We start from the raw sequence: 23,737 nt of genomic DNA, 5'->3' as shown, positions 1-23,737 counted from the left end.
AGTGGCGGAGCGGACGGGACTCGAACCCGCGACCTCCGGCGTGACAGGCCAGCATTCTAACCGACTGAACTACCGCTCCATTTTTGACGCGACAACCGAAGTTGCCCGCATCGTTCGCGAATAACGCCCGGCGATGCGATCCGGAAAGCGAAGGCGCCGCGAGCGGCGCCTTCGAAAGAGTGGCGGAGCGGACGGGACTCGAACCCGCGACCTCCGGCGTGACAGGCCAGCATTCTAACCGACTGAACTACCGCTCCATTTTTGACGCGACAACCGAAGTTGCCCGCATCGTTCGCGAATAACGCCCGGCGATGCGATCCGGAAAGCGAAGGCGCCGCGAGCGGCGCCTTCGAAAGAGTGGCGGAGCGGACGGGACTCGAACCCGCGACCTCCGGCGTGACAGGCCAGCATTCTAACCGACTGAACTACCGCTCCATTTTTGACGCGACAACCGAAGTTGCCCGCATCGTTCGCGAATAACGCCCGGCGATGCGATCCGGAAAGCGAAGGCGCCGCGAGCGGCGCCTTCGAAAGAGTGGCGGAGCGGACGGGACTCGAACCCGCGACCTCCGGCGTGACAGGCCAGCATTCTAACCGACTGAACTACCGCTCCATTTTTGACGCGACAACCGAAGTTGCCCGCATCGTTCGCGAATAACGCCCGGCGATGCGATCCGGAAAGCGAAGGCGCCGCGAGCGGCGCCTTCGAAAGAGTGGCGGAGCGGACGGGACTCGAACCCGCGACCTCCGGCGTGACAGGCCAGCATTCTAACCGACTGAACTACCGCTCCATTTTTGACGCGACAACCGAAGTTGCCCGCATCGTTCGCGAATAACGCCCGGCGATGCGATCCGGAAAGCGAAGGCGCCGCGAGCGGCGCCTTCGAAAGAGTGGCGGAGCGGACGGGACTCGAACCCGCGACCTCCGGCGTGACAGGCCAGCATTCTAACCGACTGAACTACCGCTCCGCGCTGAAACTTATCCGCCTGCCGGGCCGCTGCGTGGTGGGTGCTGAGGGTTTCGAACCCCCGACCCTCTCCGTGTAAAGGAGACGCTCTACCACTGAGCTAAGCACCCGGTACGACCAGCCGCTACCGGCACTGGCGGGCGAGCAAATTAGTTTACAGCGTCCTTCAGGGCCTTACCAGCCTTGAACGACGGATTCTTCGACGCCGCGATCTTGATCGTCTCGCCCGTCTTCGGGTTGCGGCCCTGACGCGCAGCGCGGCTACGAACTTCGAACGTGCCGAAGCCAACGAGCGTCACCGTCTCGCCCTTCTTGAGCGTCTTGGTGATCACACTGACCATCGCGTCGACGGCATTGGCGGCTTCCGTGCGCGACAGTTCGGCGGCGTCGGCGATCGCCGCGACAAAATCGGCTTTATTCATTCTTCTACTCCGTGGGCGGCGTTGAGCCGCAGATGTGCTGAGAACCGGACGAAACCCCGACCGGCAGAGTCCCCTGTTTAACCTTCCGCGTCGTCCAAGCAATGGGGCGCGACGTGGACGGCGCTCGTTATACCAGCGGCTTCGCGACAGGCGCAAGCCGGAAAGCCAATAACGACGCGGCTTTCCGGCTATTTCGCACTGTCCGTTACCCGGGTCTCAGTGCGTCACTTCCACGGGCGTGCTGGCGACGGGCGGTTCGTGCACCGGCATTTCCTCGGCGACCGGCGTGGGCGCGGCCGACGGCGTGATCGGATGCTCGAGTGCGACATCCAGCACCTCGTCGATCCACTTCACCGGAATGATCTCGAGGCCCTTCGTCACCGACTTCGGCATGTCGACGAGATCCTTCTTGTTCTCGTCCGGAATGATGACGGTCTTGATGCCGCCACGCAGCGCGGCGAGCAGCTTCTCGCGCAAACCACCGATCGCGAGCACACGACCGCGCAGCGTGATTTCACCGGTCATCGCGACATCCGCACGGATCGGATTGCGCGTGAGCAGCGACACCAGCGCGGTGACCATCGCGATACCCGCCGACGGGCCATCCTTCGGCACCGCACCTTCCGGCACATGGACGTGCAGGTCGTGCTTGGTCAGGAAATCGATGTCGATGCCGAGACGCTCCGCGCGGCCGCGCACGACCGACAGCGCCGCCGACGCCGATTCCTTCATGACATCGCCGAGCTGGCCCGTCAGCAGCATCGAGCCCTTGCCGGGCGCGAGCGCGGCTTCGATCTGCATCAGATCACCGCCCACCTGCGTCCAGGCCAGACCCGTCACCAGGCCCACCTCGTTCTGCTCCTCCGCGCGGCCGAAGTCGTACTGGCGCACGCCAAGGTACTTCTCGAGATTCTTCGTGTTCACGACGACCGGACCCTTGCGAACCTTCGCACCGGCGAGCGCAAGTTCCTTCACCACCTTGCGGCAGATCTTCGCGACCTGACGCTCGAGGTTACGGACGCCCGATTCGCGCGTGTAGTAACGCACGGTGTCGCGCAGCGCGTCCTCGCTGACCTTGATCTCGTCCTCGCGCAGGCCGTTCGCCTTGATCTGCTTCGGCAGCAGGTAGCGCTCGGCGATGTTGAGCTTCTCCTCTTCCGTGTAGCCCGGAATGCGGATGACTTCCATGCGGTCGAGCAGCGGGCCCGGGATGTTCAGCGAGTTCGACGTCGCAACGAACATCACCTCGGAGAGATCGAGATCGACTTCGAGGTAGTGGTCGTTGAACGCGCTGTTCTGCTCCGGATCGAGCACTTCGAGCAGCGCGGCCGACGGATCGCCACGGAAATCCATGGCCATCTTGTCGATTTCGTCGAGCACGAACAGCGGGTTCTTGCTGCCGACCTTGTTGAGGTTCTGCACGATGCGGCCCGGCATCGAACCGACATATGTACGGCGATGCCCGCGGATCTCCGCTTCGTCGCGCACGCCGCCAAGCGACATGCGCACGAACTTGCGGTTCGTCGCCTTCGCGATCGACTGGCCGAGCGACGTTTTGCCGACGCCAGGCGGGCCGACGAGACAGAGAATCGGACCGCGCATCTTCTGCACGCGCGTCTGCACCGCGAGGTATTCGAGGATGCGTTCCTTGACCTTCTCGAGGCCGAAGTGGTCGGCGTCGAGCACGTCCTGCGCGAGCTTCAGATCCTTTCGGACTTTCGTCTTCTTCTTCCACGGCACGCCGAGCAGCCAATCGAGATAGTTGCGCACGACCGCCGATTCCGCCGACATCGGCGACATCTGCTTCAGTTTGTTGAGTTCGGACTTCGCCTTGGTTTCGACGTCCTTCGGCATGCCGGCTTCGGCGATCTTGCGCGCGAGCTCGTCGATGTCGTTCGGCGCGTCGTCCAGCTCACCCAGTTCCTTCTGGATGGCCTTCATCTGTTCGTTGAGGTAGTACTCGCGCTGGCTGCGCTCCATCTGCGACTTCACGCGGCCGCGGATGCGCTTTTCCAGCTGCTGCACGTCGATTTCGCCGTCGACGAAACCGACGAGCATCTCGAGGCGCGCGCCGATGCCGTTGGTCTCGAGCAGGCGCTGCTTCTCGGAGATGCGCACCGACAGATGCGCCGCAATGGTGTCGGCAAGACGACCCGGCTCGTCGATGCCCGACAGCGTCTGCATCAGTTCCGGCGGCAGCTTGCGGTTCGACTTCACGTACTGCTCGAACAGGCCGAGCAGCGTGCGCGTCACCGCCTCGAGTTCGCGCTCGTCGCGATCGGCGTCCGGCTCGATGACGTGCGCGCGGCCCAGCAGGGCCCCATTGCGCTCCGTGACCTTGTCGACGCGCGCGCGCGACACGCCTTCGACTAGCACCTTGATGGTGCCGTCGGGCAGCTTCAGCAGCTGCAGCACGTGCGCGAGGGTGCCGACCGAATACAGATCATTGCCCGAGGGGTCGTCCACGTCGGCCGACTTCTGGGCCACCAGCAGGATCCGCTTGTCGGATTCCATCGCGTAGTCGAGCGCGCGGATCGACTTCTCCCGCCCGACGAACAGGGGGATGACCATGTGCGGAAAGACCACGACGTCGCGGAGCGGCAGGACCGCCAGGTCCAGGTTCTCGCGGGCGGTGGATTCGGTCATTGAGGTGCTCCCGGGGTCATGGCTCCAGCCAGCATGAGACCGTCGCCGAAAAAGATGCGTGGAGGATCGCGTCTACGCCCTTAATGGGGCTCGACAGGGGTGTTGCAAGCGTCATACCACGCCATAAGGCGCGGAACGTGGCTGTTTCGTGAGCGCCATCGCCCAGCGGCCGCGGAATGCCGGCGGCGTCGTTTTGCCGCGCCGAGAAGTCCGTCACGCGCCGGCATCGCGAGGCGGGGACGGCAGTCTTCACATGGCCCAAAACGCGAACGGGCGGCCAGTGGCCGCCCGTCTCCAATCGCAACCGCGAGCTCGTCACTCGCCGGACGCGGCCTTCGCCTGCGGCGCCGCGGGCGTCTGGTAGATCAGGTACGGCTCGGCCTTGTGCTCGATCACCGTCTCGTCGACCACCACCTTGCTGACGTTCTCCTGCGACGGCAGCTCGTACATCGTGTCGAGCAGCACCGACTCGACGATCGTGCGCAGGCCGCGTGCGCCGGTCTTGCGCTTGAGCGCCTTCTTCGCGATCGCCAACAGCGCGTCCGGACGGAACTCGAGCTCGACGCCCTCCATCTCGAACAGCTTCTTGAACTGCTTCGTGATGGCGTTCTTGGGCTCGGTGAGGATCTTGATGAGCGCGGGCTCGTCCAGTTCCTCGAGCGTCGCGATGACCGGCAGACGGCCGACGAACTCGGGGATCAGGCCGAACTTGATGAGGTCTTCCGGCTCGACTTCCGCCAGCACCTTGCCGATGTCCGCCTTGCGCTCCTGGCTCTTCACCTTCGCGCCGAAGCCGATGCCGCCGGAATCCGTGCTGCGCTGCTGGATGATCTTGTCGAGGCCCGCGAACGCACCACCCACGATGAAGAGGATGTTGCGCGTGTCGACCTGCAGGAACTCCTGCTGCGGATGCTTGCGACCGCCCTGCGGCGGCACGCTGGCGACCGTGCCTTCGATGAGCTTCAGCAACGCCTGCTGCACGCCCTCGCCCGACACGTCGCGCGTGATCGACGGGTTGTCCGACTTGCGCGAGATCTTGTCGATCTCGTCGATGTAGACGATGCCCTGCTGCGCCTTCTCGACGTCGTAGTCGCACTTCTGCAGCAGCTTCTGGATGATGTTCTCGACGTCCTCGCCGACGTAGCCGGCTTCGGTGAGCGTCGTCGCATCCGCCATGGTGAACGGCACGTTGAGCAGGCGCGCCAGCGTTTCCGCGAGCAGCGTCTTGCCCGAACCGGTCGGGCCGACCAGCAGGATGTTGGACTTCGCCAGTTCGACGTCGTCGTTGCGCTGGCGGCTCTCAATGCGCTTGTAGTGGTTGTAGACCGCGACGGCGAGCGTGCGCTTGGCGCGCGACTGCCCGATCACGTACTGGTCCAGCACCTCGAGGATCTCGCGCGGCTTGGGCAGGTGACTGCGCGTGGACTGCGCCTTCTCCTGGAGTTCCTCGCGGATGATGTCGTTGCAAAGCTCGACGCATTCATCGCAGATGAACACGCTTGGGCCGGCGATGAGCTTGCGCACCTCGTGCTGGCTCTTCCCGCAGAACGAGCAGTAGAGAATCTTGCTGCTTTCGCCCGTGCGGCCCTGTCGGTCGTCGCTCATGTTCTGCCTGGCTTACCTTGGATCGCAGTGTGGGAGCACACCGCTGAATGGCGGCCCGAGGATAGCACGGCATCCCGCGGCCCTGCGGGACCCGGGATACCGGTATTTCGGGAGGATGTGAAGGCGGTCCGCACGTATTGCGGACGGGTCCTCAAGTCGCCTGGATCGACTCGTCCGGACGACGCTCGAGCACTTGGTCGACCAGACCATACTCCTTCGAGGCCTGGGCGCTCTTGAAGTTGTCGCGCTCGGTGTCGCGGGCGATCGTCTCGATCGGCTGGCCGGTGTGCTTGGCCAGGATCTCGTTGAGGCGCTGACGGAGGGTCAGGATCTCGCGGGCGTGGATGTCGATGTCCGTCGCCTGGCCCTGGAAGCCGCCCAGCGGCTGGTGGATCATCACGCGCGAGTTCGGGAGCGCGAAGCGCTTGCCCGCCGCGCCCGATGCCAGGAGCAGCGCGCCCATCGAGGCGGCCTGGCCGACGCAGATCGTGCTCACGTCCGGCTTGATGTACTGCATGGTGTCGTAGATCGCCATGCCCGCGGTGACCACGCCACCCGGCGAGTTGATGTACAGGTTGATGTCCTTCTCGGGGTTCTCGGCCTCGAGGAAGAGCATCTGCGCGACGATCACGTTCGCCATGTGGTCGTCGATCGGACCGACGAGGAAGATCACCCGCTCCTTGAGCAGGCGCGAATAGATGTCGTACGCGCGCTCGCCGCGGCTGGTCTGCTCGACCACCATCGGCACGAGATTGAGAGCGTGTGGGCGGTTGTCCATGGGTCCGTGGATCTCTGCTGTGTGTTCGGTCCGACCTAGCGTGGGGCCGGCCGGACCGTCGCACAAGGCCTTACTGGCGGATCGCCTCCGCAAAACTCAGCGACTGTTCCGTGTGCTGGGCGCGTTCGGCGATCCAGTCGATCACCTGCTCTTCCATGACGCGGTTCTGCAGGCTCTGCATCAGGTTCGCGTCGTTGCGGTAGAGCTCGATGACCTGCTGCGGCTCCTCGTAGGTCGAGGCGATGAGACGCATCGTCTCGTTGACGCGACGCGGGTCGAGGCGCAGGTCGTTGCGACGCGCGATCTCGCCGACGAGCAGGCCGACCAGCACGCGCTTGCGCGCCGGGTCCTGGACCTGCGCAATGACCTCGTCGTTCAGCTCCGCCGGCTGGCCCTGGCGACGCGCGTTGTCGACCGCCTGCGCGGCGACAGCGCGCGCCTCGTTCTCGACGAGGCGCGGCGGCAGTTCGACGTGCTCATAGGCGGCGATCAGCTGGTCGCCGACTTCGCGACGCAGGCGATTCATCAGCGCGCCCTTGAGCTCGCGCTCGAGGTTGCTGCGGATCTCCGCGCGGAACTGGTCCGCATCGCCGCTCTTCACGCCGAAGCTCTTGATGAAGTCGGCATCGATCTCCGGCATCACGGCCTCGGCGACGCGGCTGACCGTGATGTTGACCTGCACGGTGCGGCCGGCGAACTCGGCCACGCGCCAGTCGGCCGGAAAGTCGACGTCGAACTGCTTGCTCTCGCCGGCCTTCATGCCGGTGAGCTGCTGTTCGATGGTTTCGAACATCATGCCCGAGCCGATCACGTCGGCGCCGTGCTCGACGCCTTCCGCCGGCACGCGCTGGTCACCGGCCTGCGACCAGGTCTGGAACTCGACGAGGTCGCCGACGAGCGAGCCGCGCTCGACGGTCTGCCACGTGCGGCGCTGCATGCGCAGGTTCTCGATCATCGTGTCGATGTCGGCGTCCGTCACTGCCGCCGTGTGGCGGACGACGTTGAGCTTGGTGACATCGATATCGCCGAAGTCCGGAACCACTTCGAAATTCGCGACGAACGCGATCTGGCCGTCATCACCGGTCGACGGCTCGATGCGCGGCTGGCCGGCGATCTGCAGCTTGTTGTCGCTGACCGCGCTGCGGAAGCTGTCGCCGAGCATGCGGTCGAGGATCTCGGAGCGGACCTGGCCGCCGAAACGCTGCTCGATCACCTTCGCCGGCACCTTGCCCGGACGGAAGCCCTTGAGCTTCGCCGTACGCGCGATCTCGCGCAGGCGCGCATCGACGGCCGAGTCCAGCTGGTCGGCCGGAAGGCTGAGGGTCATGCGGCGCTCGAGGTTGCCGACGGATTCGACCGAAACTTGCATATCCACTCCTGCGACCGCAGCTCCGCCGCGGCACGTATCTGACGTTCGGGACGGCGGGCGGGACTCGCCGGCCGTCAAGGTTAAGAACGGGATAGTTTGGCGGATCGGGCCGGGCGGCGCCAGCTGGGGTGCGCGACTTGCGCGGATAGGTGCGCGCTTGGTCGATAGCCGTCGGGCTGACCCTGAGTTCCGAGGCTCTGGGCGACACAGCCCAGCGCTTCGGCATCGATCCCAGGGGTTCGCCGACGCTTCAAATGGCGACTAGCCATTTCGAGCGACTGCGGCTGGGTGCGCAATTGCCGATGCGCAAGCGGATTTCATCCCGCGCCACCGCGCGCTGAATTCACCTGCTTCTCGACCCCGATCGCGGGGTGGTGCGAAAGGCGGGACTCGAACCCGCACGCCTTGCGGCGCTGGAACCTAAATCCAGTGCGTCTACCAATTCCGCCACTTTCGCAACGACGGCAGGTGTCACCTGCCGTAAAAAGAAAAAAGCACCCGGCGAACCGGGTGCTTTTCAATTTGGTGGGCCGTCAAGGATTCGAACCTTGGACCTATTGATTAAGAGTCAACTGCTCTACCAACTGAGCTAACGGCCCGTGCTGCAAATCTTACCAGCTATCGCGATTCACGCAACCGCAACAGCGAATTGGGGTGGCTGAGGGGACTCGAACCCCCGACATCTGGAATCACAATCCAGTACTCTAACCAACTGAGCTACAGCCACCGTAGAACGTGTGGTGAGCCGCCGAAAACGGCAGGACACCGGTATCTCACTATCGTAACGCGCGGCAGCACGTTCATCCGCGCCGACACTCGAAACATCATCGCTGCGTGGCGCGCCCGGCAGGAATCGAACCTGCAACCACCGGCTTAGAAGGCCGGTGCTCTATCCGGTTGAGCTACGGGCGCGTAATTCCCGAGCAGTTCCGTCGTTGCAGGCCCGGCTGGGCCGGATGGTCGGGGCAGAGGGATTCGAACCCCCGACCCTCTGGTCCCAAACCAGATGCGCTACCAGACTGCGCTATGCCCCGGCCGGTACTTCCGTCGCGCGCCAGCGCCGCGAAAGGCTGCGCATTTTCTGCCGCCTCCCCCGCGCTGTCAATGAAAAGCGGCCGCCGCGTGGCGACCGCGCTCGATTCAGTTACAGCCGGCGCGTGATCGCTTCCGCGAATGTCGTCGTGGTGCCGGTGCCGCCGAGATCCGGCGTCAGCGAATCCTTCGCTTCGAGCGTCGCGATGATCGCCTTGCGCAGGCGCTCGGCATCTTCGACCTTGCCGAGGTGGTCGAGCATCTGCGCGGCGCCCAGCAGCAGCGCGCACGGATTGGCCTTGCCCTGCCCCGCGATGTCCGGCGCCGTGCCGTGCACGGCTTCGAAGATCGCGGCGTCGGTGCCGATGTTGGCGCCCGGCGCGAGGCCGAGACCGCCTACGAGGCCGGCGCAGAGATCGGAAATGATGTCGCCGAAGAGATTCGTGGTGACGATGACGTCGAACTGCTCCGGCTTCATGACCAGTTGCATGCAGCAGTTGTCCACGATCATCTCGTTGCACTCGATGTCCGTGTATTCCTGCGCGACGAGACGAGCCGTCTTGAGGAACAGGCCCGACGTCGACTTCAGGATGTTGGCCTTGTGCACCACGGTGACCTTCTTGCGGCCCGTGCGGCGGGCGAGCTCGAAGGCGTAGCGGACGATGCGCTCGGAACCGCGGCGCGTGACCTTCTGCGTGAGCACGGCGGTCTCGCCGTCTTCCGACACCGATTGGCCTTCACCGATGTACGCGCCTTCCGTGTTCTCGCGAACGGTGATCAGGTCGACGCCGCTGGCGAAACGCGACTTCGTATTCGGGAACGACTTGGCCGGACGCACGTTCGCGTACAGGTCGAAGCGCTTGCGCAGCTCGACGTTGATCGACGAGAAGCCTTCGCCGACCGGCGTCGTCAGCGGGCTCTTCAGCGCGATGCGGTTCTTGCGGATCGAGTCCATCGTGGCGGCCGGCAGCAGCTCGCCGGTCTTCTCGAAGGCGACGAGGCCGGCGTCGGCGAACTCGTAGGACAGGCCCAAGTTCATCGAGTCGAGAACCTTGAGGGTGGCGTCCATGATTTCCGGGCCGATGCCGTCGCCGCGGATGACCGTGATCGTTTGCGTCATTTCTGATTTCCGGGAAATGGCGGCCGAACGTGGCTGTACGGCGCCGAATTGAGCCGCCCATTATGCCGAAGGCCCGGGTTCAACGCCCGGGCCCTCGTCGCGAAGCGGCACTGGCGGCCGCCGTCAGCCGTGGTCGTGTGCCGCCGGCGCGGCCTCGCCCTGCTCGAGCCGGTCGAGGAAATCGACGGCGCGGCGCAGGTGCGGAATGACGATCGAACCGCCCACCACCAGGCCGACCGAGAACGCCTCGAACATCTCGTCCCGGTTGACCCCGGCTTCCTTGCACTGAGCGACGTGGTAGCTGATGCAGTCGTCGCAACGCAGGACCATCGATGCCACGAGCCCCAGCAACTCCTTGGTCTTCACGTCGAGCGCGCCGGCCTGGTAGGTCTGCGTGTCGAGCGCGAAGAAGCGGCGGACGACCTGGTTCGGCTCGGCGAGGATCCGCTCGTTCATTCGCTTGCGGAAGGCGGTGAACTCGGCGACGCGGTCCTTCTCGGCGGAGGTGCTCATGCGCGGCCCTCCAGCAGCGGTTCCAGCCCGCCCTTGCGATGCAGCGCGATCATGTCGTCGTAGCCGCCGACGTGGGTGTCGTTGATGAAGATCTGCGGCACGCTGGTGCGGCCGGTCATCGACACCATCTTCTGCCGCTCGGCCGGGTCGGTGTCGATGCGGACTTCCGTCCACGTCTGGCCCTTGCTCTGCAGGAAGTTCTTCGCCGCCACGCAGTAGGGGCAGACGGCGGTGGACTAGATGACGATGTTCGCGCTGCTCAAGACGGTTCTCCCGGGAATCGACGGGACTATGGCTGCGTGCCGGAGGCATTTCCACCCCCGACGCTGGAACACAGCGATGGAACGAACCGGCAGCCGTGCGGTCGAAGCGTCACTTAACACGCGATTCACGCCGACCCGCCGCTCCCGCGGCATGCTCGCGAAGCACGACCGCGGGTCGTGCGCCAAGGGGATCTGCTTTGCGCCGTATCTCGCTGCTCACCGCCGCCCTCGTCGTCGCCATCGGCACGGCGCCTGTCGTCGCACAGGAAAGCCGCCTGCCGGACATCGGCTCGTCGGCCGGCGAACTCATCACGCCGGCGCAGGAGTCCGCGTACGGCGCGATGACGCTCGCGCAGCTGCGTCATTACGACTACGTGCTCGAAGATCCACTGATCGACAGCTGGCTCGACACGATCGGCCATCGGCTTGCGGGCGCGAGCGACGACGCCAAGCGCAGCTACACGTTCTTCATGCTGCGCGAGCGCGAGATCAATGCATTCGCGACGCTCGGCGGGTACGTCGGCGTCAACTCGGGCCTGGTGCTCGCGGCCGATCGCGAGGACGAAGTCGCCGGTGTGCTGGCGCACGAGATCTCGCACATCACGCAGCAGCACGTGCTGCGCGCGGTGGAAAAACAGAAGCAGGACCAGTTGCCGACGCTGCTGGCGATGCTCGGCGCGATCGTCGTCGCGCAGCAGGCGCACGGCAATTCGGCCGACGACGCGGCGCAGGCGGCGATGGTCGCGGCGATGGGTCTGTCGGAACAGCGCGCGATCAACTACACGCGCGCCAGTGAAACCGAGGCCGATCGCGTCGGCATGCAGGTGCTTGCGCGAAGCCGCTTCGACCCGCGCGGCATGGCCGACTTCTTCGCCAAGCTGCAGACGCGCATGCGCACCAACGAGGCGACCGCCGACGGCGAGACCTACGACTGGCTGCGCAGCCACCCGATGACGCTCACGCGCATCACCGAAGCCAAGGAACGTGCGGAGCGGCTTCGCGCGCAGCCGAATTACGGCGGCGGCTTCGCGGTCGACAACCCGTTGTTGCCCGGCGGCCTACGGGTCGACGGCAGCGCTGGCACGGGCCCGACGGGGCTGTTCGACTACGCACGCGAGCGGCTGCGCGTCATGACCGCGCCCACGCCCGCCGACGCCATCCACGAATACGACGGCATCCGCCGCTCGCGAGCGCTGACGGCGCCGGAGCAGTACGGCCTGGCGGTCGCCTACCTGCAGGCGGGCCAGCCGAAATCCGCGCTGCCATTGCTGACCGGAGTGACGGACAAGCGCCCCGGTGACATCTGGCCCGAACTCGCGCTCGCCGAGGCGGAGGCCGCGACCGGCAGCGGCGCGTCGGCCGACGCACGCTTCGAGGCGCTGGTGAAAAAAGCGCCGACCAGCCCGGCCATCGTGCTCACCTACGCCAAGATGCTCGGCGAGCGCGCGACGCCCGCGGCAGGCAAGCGCGCGGTCGCCATCCTGCGGCCGCTGATGGCCACCGCGTCGGACGATCCGGTGTTCCAGCGCACGTTCGCACGGGCCAGCGAGATCGCCGGCGACCCCGTGCGGGCCGGGGAGGCGCATGCCGAGGCCGCGTATCTGAGCGGTCGGCCGGAACTCGCGCTCGCCCAGCTCAACAACCTCAAGAAGCGTGGCGACCTCGACTACTACGCTCGCTCGCGGATCGACGCCCGCATTGCGGCGATCACGCCGACGGTGCTCGAGCTCAAGCGCCAGGGCATCCGCGACGAAGACCTGAAACGCTGACCGTCCCGGCTGTCACGGCGATGTAACCAAACGGTAGTGTAGTGCCGGCATCCGATGGACTCCGGTGGCCGCGTGCACAAACGCATCCTGATCGTCGAAGACGAGCCCGCGATCCGCGACATGGTCGCGTTCGCCCTCCGCAAGGGCGAGTTCGACCCCGTCCACGCCGGTGACGCCCGCCAGGCGCAGGAAGCGATCGCCGACCGCGTCCCCGACCTGATCCTGCTCGACTGGATGCTGCCGGGCACCAGCGGCCTCGACCTCGCCCGCCGCTGGCGTCGCGAAGCGCTGACCCGCGAAGTACCGATCATCATGCTGACCGCGCGCGGCGAGGAGAACGATCGCGTGGGCGGGCTCGAAGCCGGCGTCGACGACTACGTCGTGAAGCCCTTCTCTGCACGCGAACTGCTCGCCCGCATCCGTGCGGTGCTGCGCCGCACCCGCGAGGACGACGAGGACGGTTCGATTACCGTCGGCGCACTGCGCATCGACGGTGCCGCGCATCGCGTGCTCGCCAAGTCGGATGCAGGCGAACAGCCGGTGCAGATCGGGCCGACCGAGTACCGCCTGCTGCACTTCTTCATGACGCACCCCGACCGCGTCTACTCGCGCTCGCAGCTGCTCGACCACGTGTGGGGCGGCAGCGTGTACGTCGAGGAGCGCACGATCGATGTGCACATCCGACGTCTGCGCAAGACGCTGGAGCCGTTCGGCCTGGACGGCATGGTGCAGACCGTGCGCGGCGCGGGTTACCGGTTCTCCGCCTCGCCCGAACTCTGAGCCGCGGCGGTGGCGCGGCTTTCCACGGCCGGTCGGCGACCGTCGCCGTTTAGACTGCACGGCATGACGTCCAGCGCCCGCTCCGCCTGGTTGCGCACGCTCGGCCTGGTCGCGATCCCGACCGGCGCGGGCCTGGTGTGCGGCGCGATCGCGCATCGTCCGGCGCTCGGTCTCGCGATCGGTGCGCTCGCCGCGCTGGCGTGGCAGATGTGGCGCGTCGCCGGCCTCGTCGCGCGTCTGACTGCCGGCCTGCATGCACGTCCCGACGCGTCCTCCGACATCTACGGCGAGATCGAACGTCTCCTCCATCGACGCCAGGGCAGCACGCGCGTCCGCAAGCGCCGGCTGGTCGCGATGCTGCGCGCTTACCGTGCCGCCGCGACGGTGTTGCCCGACGCGGTCGTCGTGGTCGCACGCGACAGCCAGCGCATCGTGTGGTTCAACGAGGCCGGCACGACGCTGCTCGGCCTGCACTATCCGACCGATATCGAGGCGTCGATCGTCGATCGCCTTCCGGGATTGCCGATGGCGTCGTGGCTGGCGCGCGGGCGCCATGCCGAACCGCTTGAAATCGCGTCGCCGTTGAACGGCACGATCACGCTGAGCCTGCGCCTGCTGCCCTACTCGGACGAGCTGTGGCTGCTCGTCGCGCGTGACGTCAGCCGCCTGCTGCAGCTCGAACAGATGCGACGCGACTTCGTCGCCAACGTGTCGCACGAGCTACGCACGCCGCTGACCGTGCTGCACGGCTACCTCGACATGCTCGACCCCGCCGAGCAACCCGAATGGGCGCCGATGATCGCGGAGATGCAACGCCAGTCATCGCGCATGACGCAGCTGGTCGAGGATCTGCTGACGTTGTCGCGTCTGGAATCGCGTGCGGATCTGCCGTCGGAGGAGATCATCCCGATGGCCGGCATGCTGGCCGCGTTGCGCCGCGAAGCGCAGGGCCTGAGCCAGGGCCACCACGAGATCGACGTCGACGACGGCGCGGATGTGGACCTGTACGGCTCGCCGAAGGAACTGCACAGCGCGTTCTCGAATCTCGTCGCGAACGCCGTGCGCTACACGCCGGCCGGCGGCCGCATCCGCATCGCGTGGCAGATGGAGGCGGACATCGATAACGCCTGCGGCGTCGCGCTGTCGGTCACCGATACGGGCTACGGCATTCCCGCCGCGCACCTGCCGCGCATCACCGAGCGCTTCTATCGCGTGTCGACCAGCCGCTCTCGCGAGAGCGGTGGCACCGGGCTGGGGCTTTCCATCGTCAAACATGTGTTGAACCTGCACCAGGCGCGGCTCGAAATCCGCAGCGAAGTGGGCGTGGGCAGCACGTTTTCGTGTCATTTCGGCGCCGCGCGCGTGCGCAGGCGGCAGCCGCTGGAGCAGATCGCATGAGCGACACCGAGACCGCCGACGAACTCCTGCGGGATCCGTCGCTCTACTTCAACCGCGAGCTTTCGCAGCTCGATTTCAACTTCCGCGTGCTCGCGCAGGCGCAGGACGATTCCGTGCCGCTGCTCGAGCGGCTACGCTACCTCTGCATCAGCTGCACGAACCTCGACGAGTTCTTCGAGATCCGCGCGGGCACGTTGCAGCATGCGCAGGAACTCGGGCTTGCGGCCGGCCCCGACGGGCTCGTGCCCGCCGCGACGCTTGCGCGCATCCACGAGCGCGCTGCGGACCTGGTCAAGTCGCAGTACGAATGCTGGAACGATGTCCTGCGTCCCGCACTCGCCAATGCCGGCGTGCGCGTCCTGCATCGCGACGGCTGGACCGAGGAGCAGACCGCGTGGCTTCGCGCGCATTTCCGCGACGAAATCCTGCCGGTGCTGTCGCCGCTGGGCCTCGACCCCGCGCATCCGTTTCCCAAGATTCTCAACAAGTCGCTGAACATCGTCGTCGTGCTCGACGGACGCGATGCGTTCGGACGCGCCGGACATCTCGCCATCGTGCGCGCACCGCGTTCGCTGCCGCGCATCATCCAGCTGCCTGAAGGCGTGGCGGGCGGTCCGAGCGACTTCGTGTTCCTGTCGGCCATGCTGTCGGCGTTCGTCGACGAGCTCTTCCCGGGCATGACAGTGAAGGGGGCCTACCAGTTCCGCGTCACGCGCAATTCGGAACTGCTCGTCGACGAGGAGGAAGTCGAGAACCTCGCGCTCGCGCTGAAGGACGAACTGCTGGGCCGCGGCTACATGCGCGCGGTGCGCCTCGAGATCGCGGAGCAGTGCCCGGACGACATCGTCGGTCTGCTGCTGCAGAACTTCGAACTCGACAACTCCGCGGTCTATCGCATCAACGGGCCGGTGAACCTCAACCGCGCGATCCAGGTGTACGACCTGGTGCGTCGCCCGGACCTCAAGTTCCCGCCGTTTACGCCGCGGATGCTGCCGGGCGTGGAATCGATCTTCGAAACCGTCGCCGCGCGCGACGTCGTGCTGCACCACCCATTCGATTCGTTCACCCCCGTGCTCGAGCTGATGCGGCAGGCGGCCGAAGATCCGAACGTGCTCGCGATCAAGCAGACGCTCTATCGTGCCGGCAAGGATTCGCAGATCGTCGAGCACCTGATCCAGGCGGCGCGCAACGGCAAGGACGTCACGGTCGTCGTCGAACTTCGCGCGCGATTCGACGAGGAGGCGAACCTCGGCCTCGCGGATCGTTTGCAGGCGGCGGGCGTGCAGGTGGTGTACGGCGTGGTCGGCTACAAGACGCACGCGAAGATGATGCTGATCGTGCGCCGCGAAGGCACCAAGCTTGTGCGCTACGTGCACCTCGGCACGGGCAACTACCACTCGGGCACGGCGCGCGCCTACACCGACATCGGCCTGCTCACCGCCGATGCCGATATCGGCCACGATGTCCATCTGATCTTCCAGCAGATCTCCGGGCTCGCGCCGTCGCTGGAACTGCGCCGCATGCTGCAGGCGCCGTTCACCCTGCATAGCGGCATGCTGATGCGCATCGAGCGCGAAGCGCGCAATGCACGCGCCGGCAAGCCGGCTCGCATCATCGCCAAGATGAATGCGCTAAACGAGCCGCAGGTGATCCGCGAGCTTTACAAGGCGTCGCAGGCGGGCGTTCGCATCGATCTGATCGTGCGTGGTGCGTGTTCGCTGCGTCCGGGCGTGCCGGGCGTCTCGGAGAATATTTCCGTCCGTTCGATCGTCGGCCGCTTCCTCGAGCACTCGCGCGTGTACTGGTTCGAGAACGGCGGCGAACCCGAACTGCTCTGCGGCAGCGCCGACTGGTTGGAGCGCAACCTGTTGCGTCGCGTGGAGACCGGCTTCGTGATCCTCGACCCGCGTGTCGCCCGCCGTGTGTTTGCCGAAGCGCTCGAGAACTACCTCGCCGACAACTGCAACGCCTGGGAGCTGCAGGCGGACGGGCACTACGAACGCGTGCGGCGGGCCGAGGGCGAGGCGCCGTATTCCGCGCAGACGAAGCTTCTGTCGAAGTTCTGCGGGTGACGCGATGAACGGCCTGCTCCACACCGCGCGACTTCCGCTGCAGGACGGCGACCTGCTCGCCGCCGTCGACCTCGGCTCGAACAGCTTCCACATGGTGGTCGCGAGCTACGTACTCGGCCAGCTGCGCATCATCGATCGAATCAAGGAGACCGTGCGCCTCGCCGAAGGCCTCGACGCTGCGGGCGGTCTCTCCGCGCCGGTGCGCGAACGTGCGCTCGAATGCCTGGCACGGTTCGGCCAGCGCGTCCGCGACATTCCGCCGCAGCGCGTGCGCGCGATCGCAACGAATACGGTGCGCCGCCTCGCAATGCCGCAGGCCTTCTTGGCACCCGCGGAAAGCGCGCTCGGCCATCCGATCGAAGTCGTCGCCGGGCGCGAGGAAGCGCGATTGATCTATCTCGGCGTCGCGCACGAGCAGCCGCCGAAGGCGGGCCATCTGCGGCTCGTCATCGACATCGGCGGCGGCTCGACGGAATTCATCATCGGCAGCGGGTTCGAGGCGATCGAACGCGAGAGCGTGCAGGTCGGTTCGATCGCGACGACGCGCCGCTTCTTCGGCGACGGCAAGCTGTCGCGCAAGGCGTGGCGCGTCGGCGTGTCGGCCGTCAGCGCCGAGCTGCAGCAGTTCGCGGGCACGTACCGGTCGCTGGGCTGGGACGAAGCGCTCGGCTCGTCCGGCACCGCGAAGGCGATCGGCGAGATCTGCGCGGCGATGAAGCTCACCAAGGGCGCGATCACGGCCGAAGCGCTGCCGCAGGTGCGCGATCGCCTGCTGCAGGCCGAACGCATCGACGACATCAACCTGCCCGGCCTGTCGTCGGACCGGCAGCCGATCATCGCGGGCGGCCTGCTCGTGATGGAGGCCGCGTTCGAAGCGCTCGGCCTCACGCGCGTCGCCGTCAGCAAGGCCGCGATGCGCGAAGGCATCCTCTACGACATGATCGGCCGCGGCGGTTCGGACGATCCGCGCGAAGCGTCGGTCGTCGCGCTGATGGAGCGCTACGGCATCGATCGCGCGCAGGCGCAACGCGTCGAAGACACCGCGATGCGGCTGTTCGAACAGGTGCGCGCCGACTGGTCGCTGGACGACGACGACGGCCTCATGCTCGCGCGCGCCGCGCGCCTGCACGAACTCGGCCTCACCATCGCGCACAGCAAGTACCACCTCCATGGCGCGTACGTGATCGAGAATTCGGACATCTCCGGCTTCTCGCAGCAGCAACAGCAGTTCCTTGCGTCGCTGGTGCGCACGCATCGCCGCCGGCTGCACAAGAGCGACTTCGACGCTTTGCCTGATCGACTTCTTGCGTCGGCGCGACGCCTCGCCGCGCTGTTGCGCGTCGCCGTCGTGCTGCATCGCGGCCACGACGACGAACCCATCCCGCAACTCGGCGCGCGCGCCGAGCGCGATCGCCTCGTACTCACGCTGTCGGCGCGCTGGTTCGACGGACGCCCGCTGCTGAAGGCTGACGTGCGCGCGGAGCAGGACTACTTCGGTGCGCTCGGCATCGAACTGGTGATCGACGCCGTCTGACGACGAAACGCGGCGACCCGAAGGCCGCCGCGCCCGTTGCATCAATCAAATGGTTCGCGAGGACGCGAGCTGGCCGCCGACGCGGTACCAGTCGAGACGTCGGGTTGCGATCATGATCGCCGCGAGGATCGCGAACAGCAGCAGCGAGCCCAGCACCAGCGCGTTGTCCTCGGAGATCAGCAACCCGTACAGCGCGGCATAGAGCAGGCCTAACGTCGCGGCGAATGCGGTGCCTCGGAGCGCGCTGCGCAGGACCGCGCTGAGGTAGAACCCGATCAGGCCGATGCACGCACCGCTCGCCGTCGCGTAGGCGGCCGGGAACGGAATGTGCTCGCTGAGGCTCACCAGCAGCAGGAAGAAGATCACAAGCGCGAGGCCGACCAGGCCGTACTGGATGGGGTGGATCGGCAGCTGGCGGATCACTTCGAACATGAAGAAGCCGACGAACGTGATCGCGACGAACAGCACGCCGTACTTGGTTGCACGATCGGCGAGCGTGTAGGCGTCGACCGGATCGTCGAGCAGGACGCCGAGCGTCGGCAGCGTGACGTCGCGCGCAGTCGACATGCCCGACGGCGTTGCGACGTAGGACGGCTGGCGCGACAGGTACTGGCGCTGCGCGTCGGTGGCGATGGACGCGACCTGCCATTGCGCATGGAAGCCGGTATCCGAGATCTCGCTCTGCCAAGGCGACAGGCCCTGGAAGCTCGGATGCGGCCACGTCGACTTGAGGTCGATGCGGTTCTGCTTGCCGAGCGGCACGAACGCGAGCGACTGCGTGCCGGCAAGCTTGAGGTCGAGCTGCGTGCGTAGCGCGAAATGCGCATCCGACGCAGGCGCCGCGAGCACCGCGTGCACACCGGGGTCTTCCCGCACGCCGGCGCCTTCCAGCAGGGCGACGTCGCGGCCATCGATGACCAGCTTCGGCGTGCCGTGCATGCCGCGAACGTCGGCGACGCCGTAGCCGAGAACGGGCGTGCCGATGATGCGATCCGCGCCGGGCACGTCGGCGGGAATCTCGACGTCGAAGTCGGCTTTCACGGCGCCGGCCCACTCGTACACCGGCACGTGATAGAGCCCGCGGCTCCGCGTGCTGGTCGCCACGGTACCGGAGGCATCGAGTCGCGTCGGAAAGAACGTCCAGGCGAACGTCTGGCGCTTGCGCACCGTCCGCACGGCGCCGTCGCTTCCGATTTCCTGCGCGTCGACCGTTTCCGTGTACGGCACGGTCAGTACCGGCCCCGACACCGTCTGCGGCGACGCATACATCCGCCCGATGTCGGCCACCGCCTCGTCGCGATAGCGCTGCCGTTCGCCGATGAGGCCGTTCACCATCGCCAGCGGGATGAGGATCAGCACCGTCATCACCGCTACCAGCACCAGTTTGAATCCGATGCGCATGTCGCCTGTCCGTTTGAAGGTGCAGGCAGCCTCGCGCGCTCGCGTGGTCCGGCGATGGCCGGACGGTGAAGCGGGTATGAAGTCAGGCCGGCAGGATGATGCGCGCGTCGGCGCCGCCGCCGTCGCGGTTGCGCAGCGAGGCGCTGCCGCCATGCAGGTCGGCAACTTCGGCCACGAAGGACAGCCCGAGTCCGCTGCTGCGGCTCGCGCCGCCGGGACGCGGCAGCGAATAGAAGCGCTCGAAGACGCGACCGGTCGCGTAATCAGGAATGCCGGCCCCGCGATCGAGCACCTGCAAGGCGATGCCATCGCCCTCGCGGGACGCCGTCAGTTCGATCGCGCTGCCCTCCGGCGCGAAGTCGGACGCGTTTTCGACCAGGTTCGCGAGCGCCTGGCGCAGCAGGAAGGCATCGCCGACCGGCGCAGGAAGATCGGGTGCCAGCGCGACGTCGATCGTCTGGCCTTTCGCGCGCAGTCGTTCGCGGCAATCGGCTTGCACGGCGTCGATCAACGTCGCGATATCGACCGGTTGCGGCGCTTCGAGGCGTTGCCGATGTTCGACCGCCGCAAGCGCGAGCAGCTTGTCGATCATCTGCGCCATGCGGTCGCTCTGTGCGCGGATGCCGGAGGCGAATTCCGCGCGGTCGGCCTCGGACAGCGGTCGCTCGAGAAGCTCGGCGCTCGCACGGATCGCCGCGAGCGGGCTCTTCATTTCGTGCGTCAGCGAATGCACGTACTGCTCGACGTACTGCTTGCCTTCGAGCCTGGTGCGCATGGTTTCGAGCGCGCGTCCGAGCTCCGCGAATTCGCCCGCCGTGGTCGGCAGCGTGGCGCGCTCGCCTGCCGTCACCGCCTGTGCGTAGCGGCGCAGAAGGCCGAGCTGGCGCGACAGCCACCACGCGGCCGCAAGCCCGGTGAGCAACGCGACGCCGAGCAGCACCGCGCCCCAGCGCGTGATGATCCCCTGGCTCCGCTCGATGAACGGCTGCAGCACGCGGTTCGGCTTGGCGACGGTCAGCACGCCGATCAGGCGACCGCTCGCGTCGCGCACCGGCGCGGCGACGTGCATCACGGTCGACGTCGGATCATTCGGATTCTCCGCAGTCGATCGCGCGCCGTACTGGCCGCGCAGCGTGCGCAGCACGTCGTTCCACTTCGAATAGTCGCGGCCGACATCGCGCCCGGTGCTGTCGAACACCACGATGCCGTGCGCGTCGGTGACGTAAATGCGGTAGGTCGCGGCGCGCTTCGAAAAACCCCAGATCGCGGCGCCGGGGTCGCGGCCGTGGAGTGCGCGCACGTGCTGCGCGAAACGGCCGTCGTTGATATGGCCGGCAGCGAGATCGTCGGCCGCGAGTTCTGCCAGCACGTTCGCGCTGTCGACCAGCGTGTCTTCCATCGCCTGCCGCACGCCGGGCTTCACCTGCGCGACGAACACCTTCGTTACCAGCAACCCCGCGAGCGCGACGATCGCGAAGTAGCCAAGGAAGATGCGCAGGCCGATGCGCATGTCAGTCGACGTGCAGCGAGTAGCCGAGACCGCGCTGCGTGCGGATCGGGTCGGCGTCCGGATCGACGTCGCGCAACTTCGCGCGCAGCGTCTTGATGTGGGTGTCGACCGTTCGATCGGTGCTGTCGCTGTCGGTGCCCCAGACGCGATCCATCAGCTGCGCGCGCGAGAGGATCGCGCCCGGTCGCTGCAGCAGCGCGGCGAGCAGACCGTATTCGTAGCGCGTGAGGTCCAGCACGCGGCCGCGCCAGCTGATGCGATGTCCGTCGGCGTCGTGCACGAAGGCGCCGGTGGGTGCGGCGCCGCGGCTGCGACGAAGCACGGCGCGCACGCGGGCGACGAGTTCGCGCGGCGAGAAGGGTTTCGCGACGTAGTCGTCCGCGCCGATCTCGAAGCCGAGCACGCGGTCCGCCTCGGCATCGCGCGCGGTGAGGAAGATCACCGGCAGGTCGCGCCCGCGGCGCAGCTCGCGGCAGAGCGCGAAGCCGCCGATGTCGGGCAGGCCGACGTCGAGGATCGCGAGGTCGTGCGTGCCGGCCGCGGCGAGACGCAGCGCGTCGCCGCCGGTGAGCGCGTGCTCGACCTCGAACCCGTCCTCGCGCAGCGCGAACTCGACCGTCCGCGCGATCGCGCTCTCGTCCTCGACCAGCAGGATCCGCCCCATGTGCCCCTCCGTTGCGGCCGCCAGTGTGCCACCGCGTACCCTATCCCCATGAACTATCGCCACGCCTTCCATGCCGGCAACCACGCCGACGTGCTCAAGCACGCCGCGATGCTCGCGCTCTGCGACGCCCTCGTCGCCAAGCCGACGCCCCTGTTCGCGCTCGACACCCACGCCGGCCGCGGCATGTACTGGCTCGACGCCGCGCAGGCCAAGCGCACCGGCGAGGCAGCGGGCGGCATCGACGCCATCGACCGCCTGCAGCCGGGCACGGAGCCCGCGCCGCTGCGTATGTACGTCGACGCGATCTCGGCCTGCCGGCAGGTGCACGGGCCGATGGCGTATCCGGGTTCGCCGTGGCTGCTCGCGCATGCGCTGCGCGTGCAGGACCGCATCGCCTGCTGCGAGCTTCAGCCGGAGGAGGCGGAGGCGCTGAAGGCGTCGATCGGTGGGGACGCGCGCGTCGCCGTGCATGCGCGCGATGGCTACAGCGCGATGCACGCGCTCCTGCCGCCGCGCCTCGGCAACGAGCGCTTCGGCCGCGGGCTGGTGCTGATCGACCCGCCGTTCGAAGCGCAACTCGAAGAATTCACCACCGCGCTCCGCGCGCTGCGCGATGCGCTCGAGCGCTGGCCGCAGGGCACCTACGCGCTCTGGTACCCGATCAAGCAGCGCCGCGCGCTGCAGCGCACCTATCGCTCGATGGCGACGATGCCGGCGAAGTCGGTGCTTCTCGTCGAACTGCTCGTGCGGCCCGACGACTCGCCGCTGCGCATGAACGGCAGCGGCCTGATGCTGCTCAATGCGCCGTGGCAGTTCGACGCGCGCATGCGCGAGCTGCTGCCCGTGCTCGCCGACCTGCTCGGCGAAGGCACGGGCGCATCGTGGCGCGTGGAATGGCTGAAGGCGCCGGCCTGATCAGTCGTTGACCGCGACGCCGGACGTGTCCGGCAGGTCGGGCTCGAAGAAGCTCCAGCGCACTTCCGGGAACAACGCCTTCATCTCGCGCTCGACGGTGTTGATCGCGTGCACCATCGACACGGCATTCGCCGTCTCGCGCATCTGTGCCTGCACCGACACCACCGCATGGCTGCCGAGCTGCACGGTGATGAGATTGAGCACGCGCTCGATCTCCGGCCGCGCCTTGAGGAAATCGCAGAGCTCGCGCTCGCGCAGCGGATCCATGCTCTGGCCGATCAGCATCGCCTTGATGCCGATGCCGACCATCACCGCGACCACGATGAGCAGCACGCCGATGCCGATCGTGCCGATCGCATCCCAGATCGGATTGCCGGTGATCACCGACAGCATCACCGCGACCAGCGCCAGCACCAAACCCGCGAGCGCGGCGAGATCCTCGCCGAAGATCACGAGCAATTCGCCCTGCCGGGTCTCGCGGAACCACTGCGCCAGCGAACGTCCGCCGCGCGCCTTGTTCACTTCCTGCATGCAGGCGCGCATCGAGATGCCTTCCGCGATCACGCCGAAGGTCAGCACGCCCGCGGCCCACCACCAGTCCTTCAGCGGCTCGGCGCTGGTGAGCTTGTGGATGCCCTCGTACAGCGAAAACATGCCGCCGATGGTGAACAGCATCACCGCGACCAGGAACGACCAGAAGTAGATCGCCTTGCCGTAACCCAGCGGATAGTTCGGCGATGGCGGCTTCTGCGACTGGCGGACGCCGATCAGCAGCAGCACCTGGTTGCCGCAGTCGGCCACCGAGTGCACGGTTTCGGCGAGCATCGCGCTCGACCCGGTGAAGAATGCCGCCGCGCCTTTCGACGCCGCAATCGCGAGGTTCGCGCCGAGCGCGAAGAAGATCGCGCGGGTGGAATCGCCGCCGCCGGCCATGGATCGTCCCGTTTCGTATGAGGCCGGCGAGTCTACCAATGCCCG

17 protein-coding genes, 12 tRNA genes and 1 pseudogene are annotated in these 23,737 nt (G+C 66.9%); 6 read left to right on the top strand and 24 right to left on the bottom strand.

The features are described from left to right. Positions 1-2: 2 nt before the first annotated feature. From EVS83_RS13440 to grxC, 20 genes and pseudogenes are all read right to left on the bottom strand, one after another. Positions 3-79 (bottom strand) — tRNA-Asp (locus tag EVS83_RS13440). A 101-nt stretch (positions 80-180) separates the two neighbouring features. Beyond that, a tRNA-Asp gene (locus EVS83_RS13435) sits at positions 181-257 on the bottom strand. Between the two features lie 101 nt (positions 258-358). Beyond that, positions 359-435, bottom strand: a tRNA-Asp gene (locus EVS83_RS13430). Between the two features lie 101 nt (positions 436-536). Beyond that, positions 537-613: transfer RNA gene (locus EVS83_RS13425), tRNA-Asp, on the bottom strand. A 101-nt stretch (positions 614-714) separates the two neighbouring features. Then, a tRNA-Asp gene (locus EVS83_RS13420) sits at positions 715-791 on the bottom strand. Positions 792-892: 101 nt separating this feature from the next. Beyond that, positions 893-969, bottom strand: a tRNA-Asp gene (locus EVS83_RS13415). Positions 970-1,003: 34 nt separating this feature from the next. After that, a tRNA-Val gene (locus EVS83_RS13410) sits at positions 1,004-1,078 on the bottom strand. A 39-nt stretch (positions 1,079-1,117) separates the two neighbouring features. Continuing rightward, positions 1,118-1,390: an HU family DNA-binding protein gene (locus tag EVS83_RS13405; RefSeq protein WP_133479882.1), complete on the bottom strand. Its 273-nt coding sequence runs from the start codon at positions 1,388-1,390 to the stop codon at positions 1,118-1,120. Between the two features lie 216 nt (positions 1,391-1,606). After that, a complete protein-coding gene (gene lon, locus EVS83_RS13400) occupies positions 1,607-4,036 on the bottom strand; it encodes an endopeptidase La (RefSeq protein ID WP_133501542.1) in 2,430 nt (809 codons plus the stop codon). Between the two features lie 315 nt (positions 4,037-4,351). Continuing rightward, positions 4,352-5,641 (bottom strand): ATP-dependent Clp protease ATP-binding subunit ClpX, encoded by a 1,290-nt coding sequence (gene clpX / locus EVS83_RS13395; RefSeq protein ID WP_133501541.1) that lies wholly within the window; start codon positions 5,639-5,641, stop codon positions 4,352-4,354. Between the two features lie 151 nt (positions 5,642-5,792). Continuing rightward, positions 5,793-6,419, bottom strand: coding sequence for an ATP-dependent Clp endopeptidase proteolytic subunit ClpP (gene clpP, locus EVS83_RS13390; RefSeq protein WP_115646830.1), 627 nt, complete (start codon positions 6,417-6,419; stop codon positions 5,793-5,795). A 70-nt stretch (positions 6,420-6,489) separates the two neighbouring features. Next, positions 6,490-7,788, bottom strand: coding sequence for a trigger factor (gene tig / locus EVS83_RS13385; protein ID WP_133501540.1), 1,299 nt, complete (start codon positions 7,786-7,788; stop codon positions 6,490-6,492). A 372-nt stretch (positions 7,789-8,160) separates the two neighbouring features. Further along, positions 8,161-8,245: transfer RNA gene (locus EVS83_RS13380), tRNA-Leu, on the bottom strand. A gap of 66 nt (positions 8,246-8,311) precedes the next feature. Continuing rightward, positions 8,312-8,387, bottom strand: a tRNA-Lys gene (locus EVS83_RS13375). A gap of 51 nt (positions 8,388-8,438) precedes the next feature. Then, positions 8,439-8,515: transfer RNA gene (locus EVS83_RS13370), tRNA-His, on the bottom strand. A gap of 108 nt (positions 8,516-8,623) precedes the next feature. After that, positions 8,624-8,700, bottom strand: a tRNA-Arg gene (locus EVS83_RS13365). 45 nt (positions 8,701-8,745) lie between these two features. After that, positions 8,746-8,822 (bottom strand) — tRNA-Pro (locus EVS83_RS13360). A 110-nt stretch (positions 8,823-8,932) separates the two neighbouring features. After that, complete coding sequence (locus tag EVS83_RS13355; protein ID WP_133501539.1) at positions 8,933-9,940, bottom strand: isocitrate dehydrogenase; 1,008 nt, start codon at positions 9,938-9,940, stop codon at positions 8,933-8,935. A 123-nt stretch (positions 9,941-10,063) separates the two neighbouring features. After that, positions 10,064-10,453: a carboxymuconolactone decarboxylase family protein gene (locus tag EVS83_RS13350; RefSeq protein WP_133501538.1), complete on the bottom strand. Its 390-nt coding sequence runs from the start codon at positions 10,451-10,453 to the stop codon at positions 10,064-10,066. After that, positions 10,450-10,689 (bottom strand): annotated as a pseudogene (gene grxC / locus EVS83_RS13345) (glutaredoxin 3); the annotation flags it as partial. The gene EVS83_RS13350 and the pseudogene grxC, both read right to left, overlap by 4 nt. A gap of 224 nt (positions 10,690-10,913) precedes the next feature. On the opposite strand from grxC, the gene EVS83_RS13340 reads away from it, so the two are divergent. From EVS83_RS13340 to ppx, 5 genes are all read left to right on the top strand, one after another. Continuing rightward, the gene (locus EVS83_RS13340) at positions 10,914-12,485 is read left to right on the top strand and encodes a M48 family metalloprotease (protein WP_133501536.1); all 1,572 of its coding nucleotides are present in this window, start codon (positions 10,914-10,916) and stop codon (positions 12,483-12,485) included. A 72-nt stretch (positions 12,486-12,557) separates the two neighbouring features. After that, a complete protein-coding gene (gene phoB, locus EVS83_RS13335) occupies positions 12,558-13,265 on the top strand; it encodes a phosphate regulon transcriptional regulator PhoB (RefSeq protein WP_133501535.1) in 708 nt (235 codons plus the stop codon). Between the two features lie 63 nt (positions 13,266-13,328). Beyond that, positions 13,329-14,663: a phosphate regulon sensor histidine kinase PhoR gene (gene phoR, locus EVS83_RS13330; protein ID WP_133501534.1), complete on the top strand. Its 1,335-nt coding sequence runs from the start codon at positions 13,329-13,331 to the stop codon at positions 14,661-14,663. Beyond that, a complete protein-coding gene (ppk1, locus tag EVS83_RS13325) occupies positions 14,660-16,735 on the top strand; it encodes a polyphosphate kinase 1 (protein ID WP_133501533.1) in 2,076 nt (691 codons plus the stop codon). Before phoR ends, ppk1 begins: the two co-directional genes overlap by 4 nt. 4 nt (positions 16,736-16,739) lie before the next feature. After that, complete coding sequence (gene ppx / locus EVS83_RS13320; protein ID WP_133501532.1) at positions 16,740-18,269, top strand: exopolyphosphatase; 1,530 nt, start codon at positions 16,740-16,742, stop codon at positions 18,267-18,269. A 45-nt stretch (positions 18,270-18,314) separates the two neighbouring features. On the opposite strand, the gene creD is transcribed toward ppx, so the two are convergent. The 3 genes from creD to creB form a co-directional block, all read right to left on the bottom strand. Beyond that, positions 18,315-19,670, bottom strand: a complete 1,356-nt coding sequence (gene creD / locus EVS83_RS13315; protein ID WP_133501531.1) for a cell envelope integrity protein CreD — start codon at positions 19,668-19,670, stop codon at positions 18,315-18,317. Between the two features lie 82 nt (positions 19,671-19,752). Next, positions 19,753-21,180 carry a two-component system sensor histidine kinase CreC gene (gene creC / locus EVS83_RS13310; RefSeq protein ID WP_133501530.1) on the bottom strand — a complete coding sequence of 476 codons (1,428 nt, stop codon included), beginning with the start codon at positions 21,178-21,180 and terminating at the stop codon, positions 19,753-19,755. A gap of 1 nt (position 21,181) precedes the next feature. Beyond that, positions 21,182-21,844, bottom strand: a complete 663-nt coding sequence (gene creB / locus EVS83_RS13305; protein ID WP_133501529.1) for a two-component system response regulator CreB — start codon at positions 21,842-21,844, stop codon at positions 21,182-21,184. A gap of 48 nt (positions 21,845-21,892) precedes the next feature. Between creB and EVS83_RS13300 the strand changes: the two genes are divergently transcribed. Beyond that, positions 21,893-22,759: a 23S rRNA (adenine(2030)-N(6))-methyltransferase RlmJ gene (locus EVS83_RS13300; RefSeq protein WP_133501528.1), complete on the top strand. Its 867-nt coding sequence runs from the start codon at positions 21,893-21,895 to the stop codon at positions 22,757-22,759. Here the strand turns inward: EVS83_RS13300 and EVS83_RS13295 are convergent, their stop codons facing one another. Then, entirely contained in the window at positions 22,760-23,692 is a 933-nt protein-coding gene (locus EVS83_RS13295) for a cation diffusion facilitator family transporter (protein WP_133501527.1), read from the bottom strand. Positions 23,693-23,737: the final 45 nt, after the last annotated feature.

Origin of the sequence: Cognatilysobacter terrigena (genome assembly GCF_004361065.1) — a bacterium.
Classification (GTDB): Bacteria; Pseudomonadota; Gammaproteobacteria; order Xanthomonadales; family Xanthomonadaceae; genus Cognatilysobacter; species Cognatilysobacter terrigena.
This window is presented reverse-complemented; position numbering and strand designations above follow the sequence as displayed.